The sequence below is a fragment of the Nonomuraea sp. bgisy101 genome, assembly GCF_057708945.1.
This window is the reverse complement of sequence record NZ_JBYITD010000009.1, coordinates 89,645-108,361: the sequence shown is the minus strand read 5'-3', so window position 1 is coordinate 108,361 and position 18,717 is coordinate 89,645. Positions and strand designations below refer to the sequence as shown.

Sequence of the window (18,717 nt, the reverse complement as noted above, 5' to 3'; positions counted from 1 at the left end):
TCGACCCGGCGCGTCGCTCCGTCTACCACCGCTCCACCGTGAGGGTGTCGGCGCCGCCGGTGACGAGGATGTCGTAGCGGTCGGTGCCGTCCTGCCAGCCGGGGTCGGCCAGCGTGGTGCCGGCGCCGACCGCGCCGAGGTGGCGCTCGCCGAAGGTGATGCCGGTGCCGCCGCCGATCAGCGACAGCCGTACGGGCACGGAGGTCGGGCAGCCGAAGCGCACGTGGGAGGCGCCGCCCGCGATGCGCACGGGCACCGAGCCCTCGGGGGCGGGCAGCTCCACGGCGACCTGCTCGGCACCGCCCTGCAGGTCGAGGGCGGTCACTCGCAGCCCCCGCAGGTCGGCGGTCAGGCGGGAGGTGCCGCCGCGCACCTCGATGCGCCACGGCTCCGTCCCCTTCAGCACCACCTCGCCCGCCCTGCGCCGGTCACGGACGTGGAAGCTGCGCGGGAAGACGACGGTCACCGTGCCGCCGTGGACGCGCACGTCGGGCAGGACGCCGTCGAAGCCGGCCCGGTAGGGCGTCTCCAGTTTCGCGTCCGAGCCGATGGTGATGCCCGCGGCGCTGGGGACGAATGCGATCGTGTTCATGATTCCTCCTGAGGGACGATGTCGTGATCACGACGCTACGGACCAGCGCTCGGGGCGGAATCAGTCATCTTGCTGGTGGTGGTGGCCGTGAGCGGCTAAGTACGATCGCGGGATGCTTCACGGACGAGAGGGCGAACTGCGGGCGGTCGACGGGCTGCTGGGTCAGGCCCGCACGGGTGCCAGCGGCGTACTGCTGATCCGCGGCGAGCCGGGAATCGGCAAGTCCTCGCTCCTGGAGCACGCCGAAGCGGCGGCCGAGGGGTTCACCGTGCTGCGGGGCGCGGGCGTCGAGTCCGAGGCCGAGCTGCCGTACGCGGGGCTGCACCTGCTCCTGCTACCGGTGCTTCATCTGGTCGACGAACTGCCTGCGGTGCAGGCCACGGCATTGCGGGCCGCGCTGGGCATGGTGCAGGGTCCCGGCGAGGACCGCTTCCTCGTCGGGGTGGCCGCCCTGTCGCTGCTGGCGGAGGCGGCGGGCGCAGGCCCGCTGCTGTGCCTGGTCGACGACATGCAGTGGCTCGACAAGGCCTCCGCCGACGCCCTGCTGTTCGCCGCGCGCAGGCTGCGCGCCGAAGGGGTCGCGATGGTGCTGGCAGGGCGCGAGGAGTTCGCGCCCGCGGGGCTGCCCGAACTGCCGCTGTCGGGGCTGGCAGGCGCGGCCGCCGCCGCCCTGCTCGACGAGCGGGTCCCGGGACTGAGCGCCCAGGTGCGCGAGCGGGTGCTGGCGGAGGCGGGCGGCAATCCGCTCGGCCTCATCGAGCTGCCCGCCACGGCCGACCACACGCCCTTCCCTCTGGGCCCGCTGCCGCTGACCAGGCGCCTGCAGGACGCCTTCTCCGACAAGGGCGCGGGCCTGCCGGAGCAGGCGCGGACCCTGCTGCTGGTCGCCTCGGCGGAGGACACCGGCGAGCTCGCGCTGATCCTGCGCGCGGCGCGCGCGTTCGGCGTGCACGAGGACGCGCTGGAGCCCTGCGAGCGGGCCGGCCTGGTCCGCGTGGAGGGGACGAGACTGGTCTTCGGCCACCCGCTGGCCCGCTCGGCCGTCTACCAGGCCGCCGGGTTCGCCCGCCGCTGCGCCGTGCACAGGGCGCTGGCGGAGGTCGGCGATCAGGAACGGCGCGTCTGGCACCTGGCCGCGGCGGCGACCGAGCCCGACGAGCGGCTGGCCGCCGACCTGGAGAGCTCGGCCGAAGGCTTCCGGGCCCGTACCGGTCACGCCGCCGCCGCGGCGGCGCTGGAACGGGCCGCCGCGCTCACCCCGGACGAAGCGGACAGCACGCGCCGCCTGGCGGCCGCGGCCGAGGCCGCGATCGACTCGGGCCAGTTCGACCGCGGCAGGCAGCTGGCCGAACGGGCCGCCACCCGCTCCACGGATCCGCTGCTGACGGCGCGCATGGCCATGATCAGGGCCGACGTCGACTTCGAGCGAGGCGCGCTGGAGGCCGCCTGCGCCACGCTGATGACCGCCTCGCAGGCCGTCGCCGCGACCGATCCCGCGCCTGCCAGGACGATGCTGCTGCTGGTCATCCGCAACAGCTGGTACGCCGGCGACCCCGCGCAGGCCGAGGAGGCGGCCGCCAGGCTGGACAGGCTTCCACGCCTGGAGGACCCGCGCCGTCCCGCCTCGGCCATGGCGCGCGGCATGTCCGCGCTGCTCGCGGGCAGGCCGGCGCGGGCGATGCCGCTGCTGCGCGAGGTGGTCGAGGGCGGCAGGCAGGTCCGCCACGACCTGCACGGGCTGCGCAACAACGCGGCCCAGGTGGCGTTGCTCGTGGGCGACCACGAGGCCGCGCTGGACATCGCCAGGACCCTGGCCGAGGAGTGCGCCGCGCGCGGCATGATCGGCTGGCTGCCGCACGTCAACCTGGTGCAGGCGGCCGCTGAGCTGCACCTGGGCCGCCACCTGGACGCGGCCGCCACCGCCGCCGCGGGCGAGGCCATCGCGGGGCAGACGGGCCAGTCGCACCTGGAGGCGCAGCTGTGCGGGGTGCGGGCGTGGCTGAGCGCGGCGGCGGGCCGGGAGCGCGAGTGCAGGGAGATGGCGGCGCGCGCCGGGGGCCGGCCGTACGGCGCGGCGTGGGCGCAGTGGGCGCTCGGCCTGCTCGATCTCGGGCTCGGCCGTTACGACCAGGCGCTCGACCGGCTCGACCAGGTGGTCACGCACCAGGCCGCCGCGGTCGCCGACCTGGTGGAAGCGGCGGTAAGGCTCGGCACGCCCGAGCGGGCCGCGCGCTCGCTGGCGTGGTTGGAGGAGTGGACGGCCGCGGCCGGCAGGCCGTGGGCCGTGGCCTTGATCGAGCGCTGCCACGCGCTGCTGTCCAACGACGAGGAGCGCTTCGCCCGCGCCGTCGCGGCCGACGAGCGCCCCTTCGACCGCGCCCGCACCCAGCTGCTGTACGGTGAGTGGCTGCGTCGCGAGCGCCGCAAGCACGACGCCAGGACACCGCTGCGGGAGGCCGCCGACGCCTTCGACCGGCTCGGCGCCGGGCCGTGGGCCGAGCGGGCGCGCGGAGAGCTGCGCGCCACGGGCGAGACGTTGACCAGGGATCCTGGCGTGGAGCTGCTCGGCAGGCTCACCTCGCAGGAGCTGCAGGTGGTACGGCTGGCCGCCAAGGGCGCCACCAACAAGGAGATCGCCGCCCAGTTGTTCCTCAGCCCGCGCACGGTCGGCCACCATCTGTACAAGGCCTATCCGAAGCTGGGCGTCACCACGAGAACCGAGTTGGCAGCTCTCACTCTGTCGTGACGCGCAGCGGCGTCTCGGTGACCAGGCACGCCACCACGACGGCCGCGCAGGCCACCGGCGTCGAGACGGCGAACACCGCCTCGATCGAACCGGCCTCGTACAGCGCGCCCGCGGCCGAGACACCCGCGACACCGCCGAGCTGGCGAAGGAAGGGCCCGGCCGCGCTGGCCACGCCGACGTCCGCGGACGGCACGCTGTTCTGCGCGACGAGCGTCACCAGCTGCATCAGCATGCCCGCGCCCAGGCCGATCAGCAGCATCCACGCCGGCGCCACCCCGGCGAGCGCGATGCCCGCCGTACCGGCCGCGGTCAGTGCGGTGCCCGACACCAGGAACGCTTTGTAGCGGCCCGTCCTGCCGATCACCCGCCCCGCGAGGAACGACGCGGCGACCGCGCCGGCCAGCAGCGGCAGCAGCAGCACGCCGCTGCCGGTGGCCGAGGCGCCCTGGCGCTGCTGGAGATGCAGCGGCAGGAACGTCACCGCGCTCAACATCACCGCTCCCTGGAGCGGCGCGAGCAGCGCGGCCAGGGCGAAGTTGCGGACGGCCAGCAGCCGCACGGGCAGCACCGCCAGGTAGTCGGCGGGCCGCCTTCCGCCGGGCTGGGGCGGCGCGAGTCGTAGGCTGATCACGAGGACGGCGAACGCCACGCCGCCGAGCGGCAGGTTGATCAGGTACGCCAGGCGCCAGGAGAGCAGGTCGGTGAGCATCCCGCCCGCCAGCGGGCCGCCGACCATCGCCAGCGCGGTCACGGCCGTGACGTGCCCCTGGTAGCGGGGGCGCTCGCGGGGCGGCACCAGCGCGGCCACCACCGCGATGACGCCGACCATCAGCCCGCCCGCGCCGAGCCCGTGCACGGCCCTGGCCGCGACGAGCTGGAGCATGTCCTGCGCCGCGCCGCACCCCGCGGAACCCAGCAGGAAGACCGCCAGCGCCGCCAGCAGCGCCCGCTTGTGGCCGAGCAGGTCACCGGCCCTGCCCCACAACGGCAGGGCGAGGGTCGAGGCGAGGGTGTAGGCCACGACCACCAGGGGCACCCGCTCCCCGCCGCCGAGGTCGGCGACCAGGGCGGGGGCCACCGTGCCGGTGATGGTGGTGTCGAGCGTGGCCAGCAGGAGCACCAGCAGCAGGCTGGGCAGAACTCTTCGCATGGCCGCCGCCTACTTCATCATCGCGGCGGCCATGCTCCTGCGGATCGGCGGCACCGCGTTGAAGAAGCGGAACAGCGTCTTGGTGAAGGCCCGCTGCGCCGGGTTGGCGCTGACGCCCATCTTCAGGTTGCGCATCGCCAGCGCGACGGCCTTGAAGGCGTACTCGCGCATCTCGGCCTCGTAGCCGCCGACGGCCTCGGTGAGGGACATCCTGCCGTTGACGTGCTCGACGAGGTTGCGGGTCAGCAGGCGGGCGTCGAGGATCGCGGTGTTGGCGCCCACGCCCGCGGTGGGCGGCATGTTGTGGATCGCGTCGCCGATGAGGGTGACGTTGCCGCTCTCCCAGCCCTTGACGGGGGTGGAGGTCTTCAGCGGGAAGATCGAGAGACTGTCGAGGTCGCTGCGCGCGATCAGCTCGCGCAGCTGGGGGGCCCAGCCCTCGGTCGCGGCGAAGGCGACCTGCTGCAGCTCGGCCCCGCTCATACGCTCCAGCTTCTCCCTGTCGCCGAGCCTGCCCCAGGTGCTGACGATGTTCCACATGACGTAGTCGGCGGTGTTGTCCATGAGCTGGCCGGGCCGCTGGTCGCGGGCGAGCGAGGATCGCGAGCGGAACTCGTGCGCGGCCATGAACACCGTCTTGCCCTGCGGGCCGAACAGGAAGCCGGAACCGGCGAACAGCTGGCGCGGCAGCAGCCTGCGCGTCTCGTCGTCGAGCGGGACCTTCGCCGACACCGACAGCGCGCCGGTGTCCAGCCGGGCGGCGTTCGGCAGGAACTGCCGGCGCACCCTGGAGTTGGCGCCGTCCGCCGCCACCAGCAGGTCGCCGTCGGCGTGCGTGCCGTCCTCGAAGTGGGCGCGCACCCGCCCGCCGGGCAGCGGCTCATAGCGGGTGAAGGTCTTGCCGTAGGCGACCACGTCGTCGAGCCCCGACAGCAGGACCTCGCGCAGCGAGATGCGGCTGACGGACTTGAAGCTGTCGATGTAGTGCTCGGGCGCGTTCTCCTCCCCGATGACCAGCAGCTCCTTCAGGTGCGCGTCGTAGAAGCCGAGCGTGGTGTTGGGCTTGCCCGAGGTGGCGACGAACCGGTCGTACAGCTCGGCGGGCAGGCACTCGTGCAGAGCCGCGCAGCCCTTCGGCGTGATGTGGATGCGGTAGCCCTGCAGTCTGTCGTCCTTGGCGCGGTCACGCTCGTAGAGCGCGACGCTGACACCAGACCTGCGCAGACCCTGGGCGAGCGTGAGCCCGCCGATACCGCCACCGATGACCAGGACATGGAACGACATGGCTTCCTCCAGCCGGACGAGGGGGAGATCTTGACGACCACCACGCTAGGAGGGCGCCGAATGCGAGGAATCAGTCATGTGACTGGGGCCTACTTCCTGCGCCGTACCGGCAGGAGCCTCCCCTCGTACGACGACGCCGGGCGGGTCCGGCAGAGACGATCACAGCATGGAAGACAAGCTTCGCGCCCTTGTCAAGGGCACTGTCCTGACCCCCGGCGACGACCGCTACGAGAGCGAACGCAAAGCGTGGAACACGACCATCGACTCCCGTCCCGCCGTCGTCGTCGAGGCCGAGGGACCCGGTGACGTGCGGGCCGCGCTCGCCGTCGCCCGCGAGCACGGCGTGCCGTTCGCCGTGCAGTCCACCGGGCACGGCACCCTCGTGCCGGCCGACGGCGGCATCGTGGTGAAGACCTCGCGCATGGCCGAGGTGCGGGTGGATCCCGAGCGGCGCACCGCGCGCGCCGGGGCCGGCGCGGTGTGGTCCGACGTGATCGCCGCCGCCGCGCCGTACGGGCTGGCGCCCGTGTCGGGCACTCCTGCGATCGGTGTGGCCGGCTACACGCTGGGCGGTGGCACCGGGTGGCTGTCCCGCCTGTACGGCTACGCCGCCGACAACCTGCTCGGCGCCGAGGTCGTGACGGCCGACGGCAGGATCCTCACGGTCGGCGCAGGCGAGCACCCCGACTTGTTCTGGGGGCTGCGCGGCGGGGGCGGCAACCTCGCGGTGGTGACGTCACTGGAGTTCGCGCTGCACCCCGTCACCGACGTGTACGCGGGTATCGCGATGTTCCCGATCGAGCGGGCGGCCGGCACGCTGGCCCGCTACCTCCAGTGGGCGCCGAGCGAGCCGGACGAGTCGAACACCTCGATCATTCTCATGCGGACGCCCGGCTCGGGCGGGTGGGTGCTGGCCGTACGGGCCTTCTACGCGGGTTCCGCCGAGGAGGCCGAGCGCTGCCTGAAGCCGCTGCTCGACGCCGCGGGGCCGGCGCTCGGCGGTGGTTTCGCGGCGATGAGCTTCGCGGAGGCGGCCACCGTGTTCGGCGGGCCGCCTCCGCCGCCGATGGCCGTACGCCAGCATCTCGACCTGCTCAGGCAGGTGCCCGACGAGGCGATCGAGGTGATCGTGAAGAGCGCGGAGGAGCCGGTGAGCGCGATCGAGCTGCGCCACTGGGGCGGGGCGATGGCGCGTCCCGCGCAGGGGGCGGGTCCCGTCGGCCATCGTGACGTGCCGTACTCGGTGATCACCACGGCGATGCTGGACGGCTCCCGCGAGATCGCCGAGGTCGACGAGCGGATGCGTGAGGTGACCGGCTGGATGCGGCCCTACGCCACGGGCGGCTCGTTCCTGAACTTCCTGCTCGACCCGGCCAGGACCGCGGCCGCCTACACCGCTGACGACCACGCGCGGCTGGCCGGGGTGAAGGCGACCTGGGACCCGGACAACGTCCTGGGCCGCTCGCACAACATCCCACCGAGCCCCTGACGGGCGTGACGGCGGTGGCCGCCCGCTGTTGGCAGCGGCACCGGCCGGAGCCACGCCCTCCTTGGACGCCTGCGCCGTGGCGCTCCTTCGCGGGCGACTCTCGCCGTCGTCTCACGCCTCATGCGGCGTCGCCGGGCGGATGAGTCCGCTCTCGTAGGCGAAGACCACGACCTGTGCCCGGTCGCGCAGCCCCAGCTTCAGCAGGACCCGGCTGAGGTGCGTCTTGACGGTGGCTTCGGCCAGCTGCATCGCCGCGGCGACCTCGGCGTTGGACAGCCCGCGCGCCACCTGGACCAGAACCTCGTGCTCGCGGGAGGTGAGCAGGGACAGCCGCTCGTCGCGCTCACGAACGCCGGGCATGAGCTGGGGGGCGAACTTCTCCAGCAGGCGGCGGGTGATCCGCGGGGAGAGCGCGGCGTCGCCCGCCGCCACGCTGCGGATCGCCGCCAGCAGTTCCTCGGGCCGGGTGTTCTTCGGCAGGAAGCCCGAGGCCCCGGCCTTCAGCCCGGCGAAGGCGTACTCGTCCAGGTCGAAGGTGGTCAGGATGAGCACCCGCGAGCGCGGGGAGTCCTTGACGATCATGCGGGTGGCCTCGATCCCGTCGATGCCGGGCATGCGCACATCCATCAGCACGACGTCGGGACGCAGCAGCCGGGCCATCCGGGCGGCCTCGTCGCCGTCGCCCGCCTCGCCGGCCACCTCGATGTCCGGCTCGGCCTGGAACACCATGCGAAACGCCATGCGCAGCAACGACTCATCGTCGGCGATCAGCAGCCGGATCGTCACGCCGTACCCCTTCTCGCCTTGCCGTCCTTGCCTTGTCGCCGCCGATGTCGAGACCGGCCGCCACCCGCCAGCCGCCGCCGGGCAGCGGACCGGCCTGGAGGGTACCGCCGTAGGCGGCGACACGCTCGCGCATGCCGACCAGGCCCCGCCCGTGCGTGTCTGCCGGCGCGTGCCCCGGGCGGCCGTCGTCGACGACCTCCACCGCGGCGTGCCGCGGCGTCAGGCGGACCAGGACCTCGGCCGTCGCCCCTGGGGCGTGCCTGAGCGCGTTCGTCAGGGCCTCCTGGACCAGCCGGTAGATGGTGAGCTGGGCGACGGCGGGGATCGCCTCCGGGTCACCGCTGACCTCCAGGCGGGTCGGCAGCCCGGCCGCGCGCATCCTGTCGGTGAGGGGACCGAGTTGGGCGATCCCGGGCGCCGGATGGAGCGGCTCGCCGGGCTCGCCGGGCTCGTCGTGCTCGACGGCGCCGAGAGAGCGTCGCATGTCGTCCAGGGCCTGCCGCCCGGTGGCCGCGATCTGCTCCATCGCGGCGGCCGCCTGCTCGGGCGCCCCGTGCCGCACGTACACCGCGCTGTCGGCCAGGGCCACCATGACCGACAGGTTGTGGGTGACGAGGTCGTGCATGTCGCGGGTCATCCGGGCGCGTTCCTCGGCGACGGCGAGCCGTGCCCGCTGGTCGCGGTCGTGCTCCAGCGAGGTGACGTACGCCCGCCGGGCCCGCGTCCACAGGCCAGTGGTGAGGGCGGCGGCGGCCATCGCGGTCAGCGCGGCCACTGTGAAAGGGAACTGGCCGGGTGGCGCCCATCGCGCCGCGGCCAGCAGCGCCCCGGCCTCCAGCGTGAGCCCGGCCGCCAGCGCCTGCCGCCAGGTGCCGCGCGCGCCGACGGTGTAGACGGCGACCAGCAGCGCGGCGTCGGCAGGAAGCTGCACGTCGGCGACCCATTGGAGGGCGGCCGCCGCCGCGATCGCGCAGAACACCGTCAGCGGCGCGCGCCGCCGCCACACCAGGGGCGTCGCCAGGGCCACCTGGAGCAGCAGCGGCACCGGCTCGCCGCGTGCCGGCACCTGGCCAGGTCCGAGCGTGGCAAGAAAGATCACGGCCGCCAGCAGCGCGTCGGCTGGCATGGACGACCATCGAGGGGGCGCTGCGAGGCGGGCCACGGGACGGTCGCCTCGTTTCATGCCGTTCACCCTAGTTGTCCTGCGGGTTCGCTCCCCATCCTCCTGCAGGATGAACATCCGGGCATGTCAGCCAGAAGTCGTAGGTGTGGATCAACCGTATGCCGCTAGCCCGAGGCCGCGCCCCGCTGCCAGCCTCGTCGGGCACAGGAATCCGCAGCTCACAGGGAGCCTCACATGTCCTTCGTCACGATCGCCGCGGCGGTCACCGGGCTTGCGCTGGCCGCGGTCACCGCGCCCGCCACGGCCCCCGCTCTCCCCACGGCAGTCCCCGCCGTCATGGCCGATCACGCGCCGGCCGGGCAACGCGTCACGATGGCCCTGCCCGCGCCGGGCGGGCCGTACCCCGTCGGCACCCTCGCCGTGCGCCTGGTCGACCGGTCGCGCCGCGACCCCCTGGTCAGGTCCAAGCCCTACCGGGAGCTGATGGTCAGCCTGTGGTACCCGGCCAAGGAGACCGGCGGGGCCCTGCCCGTCGCGCCCCACATGGCGCCCTTGGCCGCGGCCGACTGGGACCGCCACTCCGCGCCGCCCATGGGCATCCCGACCGGCGCGGTGGACTGGGCCGCCACCCCTACCCATGCCCGCGCCGGCGCGCCGGTGGACCGTCGGGCGGGCAGGCTGCCGGTCGTGCTCTTCGGCTCCGGGGACGGCGGCACGCGCACACTCGGCACCGCCCTGGTGGAGGACCTGGCCGCCCGCGGCTACCTGGTCGTCACCGTGGACCACACCTACGAGGCCGACCAGGTGGAGTTCCCGGACGGGCGGGTCGTGCGAGCCCTGCCCCTGCCGCGGAAGCTGACTCCACGCGTCATCGCCAAGCTGCTCGCGCAGCATTCCCAGGCCCGCCTTGCCGACATGCGGTTCGTCCTGGACAGGATCGCCGCGCTGGGCAGTGACCACGGCCTCGGCGAGGAGAGCGGGCCGTTGCCCGCCGGGCTGCGCGGCGCCCCGGACCTGTCCCGGGTCGGAGCGCTTGGCCAGTCCCTCGGCGGGTCGGTGGCCGCCCAACTCGTCCACGACGACCCACGCGTGGACGCGGGAGTGAACCTCGACGGCGGCTACGTCGGCCGGGTGGCCAAGACCGGCGTCGCCAGGCCGTTCCTGCAGATCGCGGCCGAGGCGCACACCCGGGCGGGCGAACCGAGCTGGAAGTCCTTCTGGGAGGCCTCGACCGGCTGGAAGAGGGAGCTGCGCTTCGCGGGCGCGGCGCACGGCTCGTTCACCGACCTGCAGGCGCTGCTGCCGCAGATCGCGGCGGCGTTGCCGAAGGTGCCCGTCGCCGACTTCGTCGGCACGATCGACCCCGGCCGGTCCGTCTCGGCCCAGCGGGCCTACGTCTCGGCCTTCTTCGACCTGCACCTGAACAGGCGGCCGAGCCGGCTCTTCGACGCCCCCGACACCCGCTTTCCCGAGGTCTCCCTCATCCCCTGACCCGCCGGTGGCGATCAGGGCGTTCGGGCGTGGGACCGCCGGTTCGGCCGTGCGGAAGATCTTCGCCCCTGAGCGATGATTCCGACCCGTCGCGGGAGTCACCTCTTCGACCGGACGACCCCAGGCCAGGAGGATCCCCGTCGACCACACGGCGGCAGCGCCCGCCACCGTCGTCGGGCGCCTCCCGGCCGCGGTCCGGGCTGACCGCGACACCTGTCGGAGACGACGTCAGGAGATGACGATGACCACCCAGAAGACCACGCAACCGCTCGACCACACCTTCACCACGCGGATCGAGAAGGACGGCGCCTTCGCCACGTTCGTCACCGTGCCCGGCTCCGCCGAACTGCTCGGGACGAGGCGTCCGGTGAAGGTCGCGGGAACGATCGACGGCCACCCGTTCACCGCCACGCTCATGCCGTCGGGTGACGGTCCGCACTGGCTGCCCATGAAGGCGGCGTTGTGCAAGCTCATCGGCAAGGACCGGGCGGGCGTCGAGGTGACCTTCCACCTCGAGCAGCGGCTCACCTGAGCGCGCTCGCGCCCGGCCACGGGGTCGTGGTGGGGCCTCCCGCGGGCCGGGGTGGCCCCGGCTACCCGGCCGTCGTGCCGGTGTCCGAGTCCTCCGGCGCGCTTTCCCGCGTCTCGCGCACCAGGGGGACGGACCTCGCGGGGTCGTCCGGCTCGGTGAGGCGAGGCTCGGCCAGGCCGTACAGGATGGCGTCGGCCAGTGGCCGGGCCTGCTCGGCGGGAGAGAACAGCTCGCGGCAGGCGAGCCAGGTCGCGGCGGTGCCGTTGACCGCGGTGGTGATCGTGAGTGCGGCGGTGCCGGGGCTGACACCGGGGCGGAGATCGGCCGTGCGCAGCAGCTCGGCCATGTGCCGCAGCCGGCCCTCCATGATGGCCTGCTTGTCCTTCAGGCCCGGCTCCAGCTCGGGTGCGCCCTCGGCGCCGCGCATCGCCAGGGAGTACACCTCCCGGAGCGTCGTGTCGCGCTCCAGCGCGGTGAAGAACGCGACGAGGAAGTCGGCGATCCTGCGCAGGGGCGGCTCGGGACCGTCGAGTCTGCTCCAGACGGGCGTGGCCGCTTCGGCCCCGAGTTCCTGGACGGCGGCCAGATAGAGCGTGGCCTTGTCGGGGAAGTGCTGGCAGGCCGCGTCGCGTGTCGTCCCGGCCCGCGCGGCGACCGCCGCGAGGGTGGCCGCCGCGTACCCTGAGGCGGCGAATTCCGCCAGCGCCGCGACCAGCAGGTCATGACGGGTGGCCGCCTCCTGCTCGGCACTTCTCCGCATGGTGACAGGCTTTCATACCTGCACGTTCTTGGAGGTGGTGGCCGGGGCCGGCGCTCGGCGTGCGGTCGCCGGGCTCGGCTGCCGGTGGGCAAGCGCTGACCTCGCCGGAACCGCCGACGTCGCCCGGCCGCGACAACGGCACTATCGAGATCGCAGGACGGCCTCGATCTCCAGGATGATCTGGACCTTCTCCCCGAGGGCGACGCCGCCGCCGGGGATCGGGCCGTTGTAGCTCACGCCGAAGTCCATCCGGTTGACCTCACCGGTGGCGGTGAACCCGGCGCGGGCGCCCACGGCCGGGTCGGGGGCGAACGGGTCGACACCGAAGCCGTTGACCTCCAGCTTCAGCGGGACCGGCAGGGTGACGCCCTTGAGCGTCAGCTCGCCCTCCATCAGGAAGTCGTCACCGTCAGACCTGATGCCGGTGGAGCGGTAGGTCATCGTGGGGTACTTCTCGGTCTCGAAGAAGTCGGCGTTGCGCAGGTGCTCGTCCCGCTGGGCGTTGGCGGTGTCGATCGAGGTCATGTCGATCGTGGCGGTCACCTCGGACTTCAGCAGGTCCTCGGCGGTGAGGATGCGGCCCTCGAAGCGGGTGAAGTGGCCGCGCACCTTGCTGATCATCAGATGCCGGATGACGAAGCCTACGTCGGAGTGGGTCGGGTCGATCGACCAGGTGCCGGCTACGTAGCCGGGAACCTCGATCAGGTCGGCGGGCATCGTTGCTCCCTTGAGTTCTTCTGGATGTGGTCGGGTTCTTGTGCCGACGATCACGTCGTCGAGCACGGTGCCGTGTGGCGCGATCACGGTTTCGAGCATGCTGACGACGTGCGCGTGTCGGGTGGACCTTGTGGCGGTGGCCCGAGATCGACCTCAGCCCCGGAGAGGACTGAGGTCGGTCACGCTTACGGGGTCGCCGCTGCCACGGGTCAGGGGTGAGCGCCGGTGGCTCCGGGGTGGGGGGTCAGGCCGGTGGGATCGGGCCGCTGCAGGTCGTCCCACCGGGGCCGAGGCGAAGCGGTGTCGCTATCCCCACTGGCCGGGCTGGTAGTCGCCGGCGGGCTGCTGCGTGATGACGTTCAACCGGTTCCAGGTGTTGATGAGGGCGATGAGGGACACCAGGGCGGCGAGCTGGTCATCGTCATAGTGCTTGGCGGCATCGGCCCAGGCCTCGTCGGTGACACCACCGGCGGCATCGGCGATGCGGGTGCCCTGCTCGGTCAGTTCCAGGGCGGCCCGCTCGGCGTCGGTGAAGACCGTGGCCTCCCTCCAGGCCGCCACCAGGTTGAGCCGCACCGAGGTTTCCCCGGCGTGCGCGGCGTCCTTGGCGTGCATGTCGATGCAGACGGCGCAGCCGTTGATCTGGCTGGCGCGGATCTCCACCAGGTGCCGCGTCGCGGCCGGCAGCGTCGAGTCCGCCACGGCCTTGCCCGCCGAGACGATGTACTTCACGACCTTGGCCCCGACCGGGTTGCTGTGGTGGTCAAAACGGGCGTCCATGCTGTTCTCCTTTGCGTTTCCGCTCTTACCCCCACCGACGAAGCAGCCCGGCAAAGTGTGAGAGACCCGTAAGTGACCTACGCCTCCTGCCCCTGTGGGCCCGTCGTCCACGGCCGGAGCTTCTCGGGGTTGCGCACCGCCCAGATGTGCTTGATCCGGTCGCCTGCGACCTCGAACGCGTACACCGTCACGGTGACGCCGTCCTGCTGGGCCACCAGACCGGGCTGACCGTTGACCGTACGCTCCAGGATCGTCAGACCGTGTGCCCGGCCTGCGACCTCGACGAAGAGGTGCGCGACCTGCCGGCAGCCCTCGACCGGACGCAGCCCGGCGCTGGCCAGGCCGCCGCCGTCGGCGATCGCGGTGGCGTCGGGGTCGAGCAGACCGATGAGGGCGTCGATGTCCTTGGCTTCCCACGCCTGCTTGAAGTCCCTGACGATGCCGGCGTGGCGGGCCGTCGGGGCTACGGGAGCCTGCGAGGCACGGACACGGCGGCGGGCCGAGGAGGCCAGCTGGCGGCATGCCGCCGGGGTACGGCCGACGATCTCGGCCACTTCGACGAAGGTGTAGTGGAAGACGTCGTGCAGGATGAGCGCGACGCGCTCGGCCGGATTCATCGATTCGAGCACGACGAGGAAGGCCATGTTGATCGACTCGTCGAGGGTGACCCGGTCGGCCGGGTCGACCGTGGTGCCGGCCGTCCTGTCGTGGATCCACTCCGTGCGGCCGGGCAGCGGCTCGGGGATCCATTGGCCGACGTAGCGCTCGCGCCGGGCCCGTGCCGAGCCGAGCAGGTCCAGGCAGATGCGGCTGGCGACCGTCGTCAGCCAGGCGCCGGGGGATTCGATGGCCTCCTGCTGCCGGCGGGACATGCCGTACCAGCGGGCGTAGGTCTCCTGTACCGCATCCTCGGCCTCGGCCAGGGAGCCGAGCAGCCGGTAGGCGAGATTGATCAGCTGACGCCGCTCGCTCATGATCGCGCTCAGGCTCGGATCGGGCCGGACTTGTCCTGGTTCGGATGGGGTGGTCATGGTACCGCTGGCTCCCTTGGTCGCATCTACCCTCATCGGGTCGACGAGACAGCGCACCGGAGTGTGAGGCCCCATCCGGGAGGGTCGTGTCATCGAACCGTGCGGGGAGGTCACGATCGCCCGCCGCTCCCCGGTCGCTGCGGTACCCGGCGCACCGGCGCGTGACCGCCGCGCCGCTGGCCGGGTGCGAGCCGGTCCCATCGCCGACGACGAGAACCTGCCCGCACCGATCCGCCGCATTCGTCATCTGCGCGGCCGGCTTCCTGCGGTCCCACTCCGGCGGCCGGTGACGCCCTTGGGGCAGGGGTGGAGCAGGAAGGTGGCGCCGGACTCGTTCACCAGGGCGGGCCGCGGCGGTCTGAGGCCTTCGGTGAGCTTGGCGGGGCGCCGGTCGCGACCACCCAGGGCGACACCCGGATCGCGGGCGCAGGTGGCGGGCGGCGCGTTGCGGGCCACCGGGTCGTCGGCCGAACGGAGGAAATGTGAGGGAACGGACGCACGGCGGCGACGAGCACGGTCGCCGACAGCGGGCACGGAGAGAGGATGCCCCGGAGCGTCGGTATCCGGCGTGGGCGAGGCGGTCACCGCCCACGCCGGATCGAAGGCTAGAGGGCGCTGCCCTTCTTCCACTCCTTGAACGGCATCTGCCAGAAGCCCCAGCCGTTGTTCCACTCCAGCTTGCGGGTGGTCCCCTTGATGTCGACGACGTCGCCGCGCTGCATGTTGTCGAAGAACCACTTGGCCTGGTCGGGCCGGGAGTTGATGCAGCCGTGGCTGACGTTCTGCCTGCCCTGGGCCCAGACGTTGTCCTTGGCGTGGACGTACTCGCCCGAGTTGGAGATCCGCACCGCGTGATTGATCATCACGTCGTAGTAGCCGGGGTCGCCCTTCTTGCGCCCAGGCGAGATCATCCGGACCGGGTTGCCCTTCTCCATGGTCAGGTGGACGCCGGAGGTGGTGGTGTACTCCCTCGTGGTGGCCATGCCGGCGCTGATCCGCATGGTCTGCACCTTCTTGCCGTCACGGTAGACGTACATCATGTGGGTCTTGGTGTTGATCTTGCTGATCTGCTTGGCGCCGATCTCGATCGAGGTGGTGTAGTCCTTCACCCCGTACATGTCCTGGCCGCCCTGCACGCCGTTCAGGCGTGCGGTCAGCTTCACCGTCTGGTGCGCCGGCCAGTACGTGGCGGTGCGGTAGATGACGGTCTTGTCGTTGATCCACCGCCACGCGCCCTCGACGGGCTTTTCGGCCTCGACCTCCAGCGCCCCCTCGACGGCCTCCTTGTCGGACACCGGGTTGTTGAAGGTCAGGATGATCGGCGCCCCCACGCCGACCTCCTCGCCCTTCTGGTTCGGCGTCACGTCGGCGACCTCGAGCTCGATCTCGGGCTTGAGGGTCTTGAAGCTGGCCGCGGCGGTGGTCTTCCCCGCCTTGGCCGACACGCTGTAACTGCTCGTGGGCCGAAGCGGATCCTTGGAGACCCACTTGGTCTTGTCGGCGTTGAAGTCGCCCTCGAGCTGCTTGCCGCCGCCCTGGACGACCACCTCGTCGAGCACGCCGCCCGAGGCGGTCACCACGACCTTCTTGTTCGGCTTCACCTTGGCGCTGCCCTCGGCAGGGCTGATCTTGATCTGCGGCGCCGGCGTGGCGGACACCGTGGCGGACTCACCGGCCGCCTCCGGAGCTCCGGCGGGGGCCGATCCGCTGGAGCACGAGGCGGTCATGGCCGCGGCGACAATGACCGCGACCCCGGCAACGGGCTTCCGCCAAGCTGGCGCAATGCTCAACACAGTGTTCTCCCCCATACCAGCAAAGTGCACCCAAAAACCTTAATGGCCATACCTGTTGGATGCTGAATCATATGGGAGAGTTCGCTCAATTTTGGACACAGTGGGCCGTCAACAGCTTGACAAGCGGTGAGTCAGGCCCGTGTGTCTCCTTCCTGCCCCTCTGGTCCTGACCGCCTGGGCCAGCGCGCGCCGCGAGCCGACGATGACCACCAGCTTCTTGGCCCTGGTGATGGCGGTGTAGAGCAGATTGCGCTGCAGCATCATCCACGCGCTGGTGGCCAGCGGGATCACCACGGCCGGGTACTCGCTGCCCTGCGAGCGGTGGATCGAGACGGCATAGGCGTGGGCCAGCTCGTCGAGTTCGTCGAAGGCGTAGTCGACGCTTTCCTCCTCGTCGGTCAGGACGGTCAATTTCTGCTCGTCGAGCCTGATGTCGGTGACCACGCCGACCGTGCCGTTGAACACCCCCGCCGCGCCCTTGTCGTAGTTGTTGCGCAGCTGGGTCACTTTGTCGCCGACTCTGAAGACCCGCCCGCCGTACCTGCGCTCAGGCATGCCCTCGCGGGCGGGGGTCAGCGCCTCCTGCAGGGCGGTGTTGAGCGCGCCCGCCCCTGCGGCCCCGCGGTGCATGGGCGCCAGCACCTGCACGTCGCGTCGCGGGTTGAGGCCGAACTTGCGGGCGATACGGCGGGCGACGACGTCGACGGTCAGCGACGCGATCTCCTCCGGCTCCTCGCAGGGGAACAGGAAGAAGTCCTTCATGCCCTCCAGGACGGGATGCCGACCGGTGTTCACGCGGTGGGCGTTGACCACGACGCCCGACTCCTGGGCCTGCCGGAAGATCTGCGTCAGCCGCACCCGGGGGATGTCGTCGGCGGCGAGCAGGTCCTTCAGCACCTCCCCCGCGCCGACCGACGGAAGCTGGTCGACGTCGCCGACAAGCAGCAGGTGCGCGCCGGGCGCGATGGCCTTGACGAGCTTGTTGGCCAGCAGCAGGTCGAGCATGGAGGCCTCGTCGACCACGACCAGATCGGCTTCCAGCGGGTTGTCGCGGTCGAAGGTGGCCTCCCCGCCGGGACGCAGCTGGAGCAGCCGGTGGACGGTGGTGGCCTCATGGCCTGTCAGCTCCGCCAGGCGCTTCGCGGCCCGGCCCGTCGGCGCGGCCAGGATCACCTTGGCCTTCTTGGCGCGGGCCAGCTGCACGATCGAGCGGACGGTGAAGGACTTGCCGCAGCCGGGGCCGCCCGTCAGCACCGCGACCTTCTCGGTGAGGGCCAGGCGGACGGCCTGGCGCTGCTCGGCGGCCAGCTCCGCGCCGCTCTGGCGGTGCAGCCAGTCCTCCGCCCTGACCCAGTCGACGTCGGCGAAGGCCTTCAGCCTGTCGCGGCCGGTACGCAGCAGGCCGAGCAGGGTGCCCGCCAGGGACAGCTCGGCGCGGTGGAAGGGGACCAGGTACACGGCGGGCACGACGTTCTCGCCGGCGGGGATGTCCTCGCGGACCACGCCCTCCTCGGCGACCAACTCGTCCAGGCACGTCCTGACCAGTTCGGCCGGCACCTCGAGGATCTTGACCGCGTCGGCGACGAGGTTGGGCGCGGGCAGGTAGCAGTGGCCGTCGTCTGCGGCCTGGGACAGGGTGTAGCGCAGGCCCGCCTTGACACGTTCGGGGCTGTCGTGCGGGATCCCGACGGCCTGGGCGATGGTGTCGGCGGTCTTGAAGCCGATCCCCCACACGTCGTCGGCCAGCTTGTACGGCTGGCTCCTGACCACCGAGACGGACGCCTCGCCGTACTGCTTGAAGATGCGGACCGCGATCGACGTCGAGACGCCGACGCCCTGCAGGAAGATCATGACCTCTTTGATGATCTTCTGCTCTTCCCAGGCGATCGCGATCAGCTTGGTGCGCTTGGGGCCCAGTCCTGGCACCTCGACCAGGCGTTCGGGCGCGGTCTCGATGATGTCGAGGGTGTCGGTGCCGAAATGGTCGACGATGCGCTCGGCCATCTTGGGGCCGATGCCCTTGATCAGGCCCGATCCCAGGTAGCGCTGGATGCCCTGGACGGTGGCCGGGAGCACGGTGGCGTAGGACCAGACCTCGAACTGCCTGCCATAGCGGGGATGTGAGGTCCACCTGCCGGTCAGCCGCAGCGACTCGCCGACCTGCGCGCCCAGCAGCGGTCCCACCACGGTCAGCAGTTCGGAGCCCGAACGCTCGGTCGCGACTCGCGCGATGGTGTAGCCGGTCTCCTCGTTGGCGTAGGTGATCCGTTCGAGGACGGCGTCAAGTGAGGCACCGAGGGAGCCGTCCGAGCCAGCGTTCACGGAATACCCTCTCTCCCGACCTTTCCCGGCCAGGGTAGAGCAGCGACGGGCGGTCGTTGATCCCGATGGTGGTCGGTCCGAAGCCGGCAGCACCGGAAAGTGTCGAGCCCAGGCCGCGTCG

15 protein-coding genes are annotated in these 18,717 nt (G+C 72.0%); 4 read left to right on the top strand and 11 right to left on the bottom strand.

The window, feature by feature from the left end:
* Positions 1-22: 22 nt before the first annotated feature.
* A complete protein-coding gene (locus AC3EO4_RS18645) occupies positions 23-592 on the bottom strand; it encodes a hypothetical protein (protein ID WP_431896809.1) in 570 nt (189 codons plus the stop codon).
* 112 nt (positions 593-704) lie between these two features.
* On the opposite strand from AC3EO4_RS18645, the gene AC3EO4_RS18640 reads away from it, so the two are divergent.
* Positions 705-3,338 carry an AAA family ATPase gene (locus tag AC3EO4_RS18640; RefSeq protein ID WP_431896807.1) on the top strand — a complete coding sequence of 878 codons (2,634 nt, stop codon included), beginning with the start codon at positions 705-707 and terminating at the stop codon, positions 3,336-3,338.
* Here AC3EO4_RS18640 and AC3EO4_RS18635 read toward each other — a convergent pair.
* On the bottom strand, positions 3,325-4,488 hold the full coding sequence (locus AC3EO4_RS18635) for an MFS transporter (RefSeq protein WP_431896805.1): 1,164 nt from the start codon (positions 4,486-4,488) through the stop codon (positions 3,325-3,327). The two genes, AC3EO4_RS18640 and AC3EO4_RS18635, sit on opposite strands and share 14 nt — an antisense overlap.
* A 9-nt stretch (positions 4,489-4,497) precedes the next feature.
* Positions 4,498-5,772 carry an FAD-dependent oxidoreductase gene (locus AC3EO4_RS18630; RefSeq protein ID WP_431896803.1) on the bottom strand — a complete coding sequence of 425 codons (1,275 nt, stop codon included), beginning with the start codon at positions 5,770-5,772 and terminating at the stop codon, positions 4,498-4,500.
* 166 nt (positions 5,773-5,938) lie between these two features.
* On the opposite strand from AC3EO4_RS18630, the gene AC3EO4_RS18625 reads away from it, so the two are divergent.
* On the top strand, positions 5,939-7,261 hold the full coding sequence (locus AC3EO4_RS18625) for an FAD-binding oxidoreductase (RefSeq protein WP_431896801.1): 1,323 nt from the start codon (positions 5,939-5,941) through the stop codon (positions 7,259-7,261).
* A 111-nt stretch (positions 7,262-7,372) separates the two neighbouring features.
* On the opposite strand, the gene AC3EO4_RS18620 is transcribed toward AC3EO4_RS18625, so the two are convergent.
* Positions 7,373-8,047, bottom strand: coding sequence for a response regulator (locus tag AC3EO4_RS18620; protein WP_431896799.1), 675 nt, complete (start codon positions 8,045-8,047; stop codon positions 7,373-7,375).
* A complete protein-coding gene (locus AC3EO4_RS18615; RefSeq protein ID WP_431896798.1) occupies positions 8,016-9,173 on the bottom strand; it encodes a sensor histidine kinase in 1,158 nt (385 codons plus the stop codon). Before AC3EO4_RS18615 ends, AC3EO4_RS18620 begins: the two co-directional genes overlap by 32 nt.
* 231 nt (positions 9,174-9,404) lie before the next feature.
* Between AC3EO4_RS18615 and AC3EO4_RS18610 the strand changes: the two genes are divergently transcribed.
* Positions 9,405-10,661, top strand: a complete 1,257-nt coding sequence (locus AC3EO4_RS18610; RefSeq protein ID WP_431896796.1) for an alpha/beta hydrolase family protein — start codon at positions 9,405-9,407, stop codon at positions 10,659-10,661.
* A gap of 241 nt (positions 10,662-10,902) precedes the next feature.
* On the top strand, positions 10,903-11,193 hold the full coding sequence (locus AC3EO4_RS18605) for a DUF1905 domain-containing protein (RefSeq protein ID WP_431896794.1): 291 nt from the start codon (positions 10,903-10,905) through the stop codon (positions 11,191-11,193).
* A 61-nt stretch (positions 11,194-11,254) separates the two neighbouring features.
* On the opposite strand, the gene AC3EO4_RS18600 is transcribed toward AC3EO4_RS18605, so the two are convergent.
* From AC3EO4_RS18600 to recD2, 6 genes are all read right to left on the bottom strand, one after another.
* The gene (locus tag AC3EO4_RS18600; protein WP_431896792.1) at positions 11,255-11,953 is read right to left on the bottom strand and encodes a TetR/AcrR family transcriptional regulator; all 699 of its coding nucleotides are present in this window, start codon (positions 11,951-11,953) and stop codon (positions 11,255-11,257) included.
* Positions 11,954-12,094: 141 nt separating this feature from the next.
* Entirely contained in the window at positions 12,095-12,670 is a 576-nt protein-coding gene (locus AC3EO4_RS18595) for a YceI family protein (RefSeq protein WP_431896791.1), read from the bottom strand.
* Between the two features lie 306 nt (positions 12,671-12,976).
* Complete coding sequence (locus tag AC3EO4_RS18590; RefSeq protein WP_431896789.1) at positions 12,977-13,450, bottom strand: carboxymuconolactone decarboxylase family protein; 474 nt, start codon at positions 13,448-13,450, stop codon at positions 12,977-12,979.
* Between the two features lie 77 nt (positions 13,451-13,527).
* The gene (gene sigJ, locus AC3EO4_RS18585; protein ID WP_431896788.1) at positions 13,528-14,481 is read right to left on the bottom strand and encodes an RNA polymerase sigma factor SigJ; all 954 of its coding nucleotides are present in this window, start codon (positions 14,479-14,481) and stop codon (positions 13,528-13,530) included.
* A 605-nt stretch (positions 14,482-15,086) separates the two neighbouring features.
* Complete coding sequence (locus AC3EO4_RS18580; protein ID WP_431896787.1) at positions 15,087-16,208, bottom strand: L,D-transpeptidase; 1,122 nt, start codon at positions 16,206-16,208, stop codon at positions 15,087-15,089.
* Positions 16,209-16,382: 174 nt separating this feature from the next.
* Positions 16,383-18,596: an SF1B family DNA helicase RecD2 gene (recD2, locus tag AC3EO4_RS18575; RefSeq protein WP_379572401.1), complete on the bottom strand. Its 2,214-nt coding sequence runs from the start codon at positions 18,594-18,596 to the stop codon at positions 16,383-16,385.
* Positions 18,597-18,717: the final 121 nt, after the last annotated feature.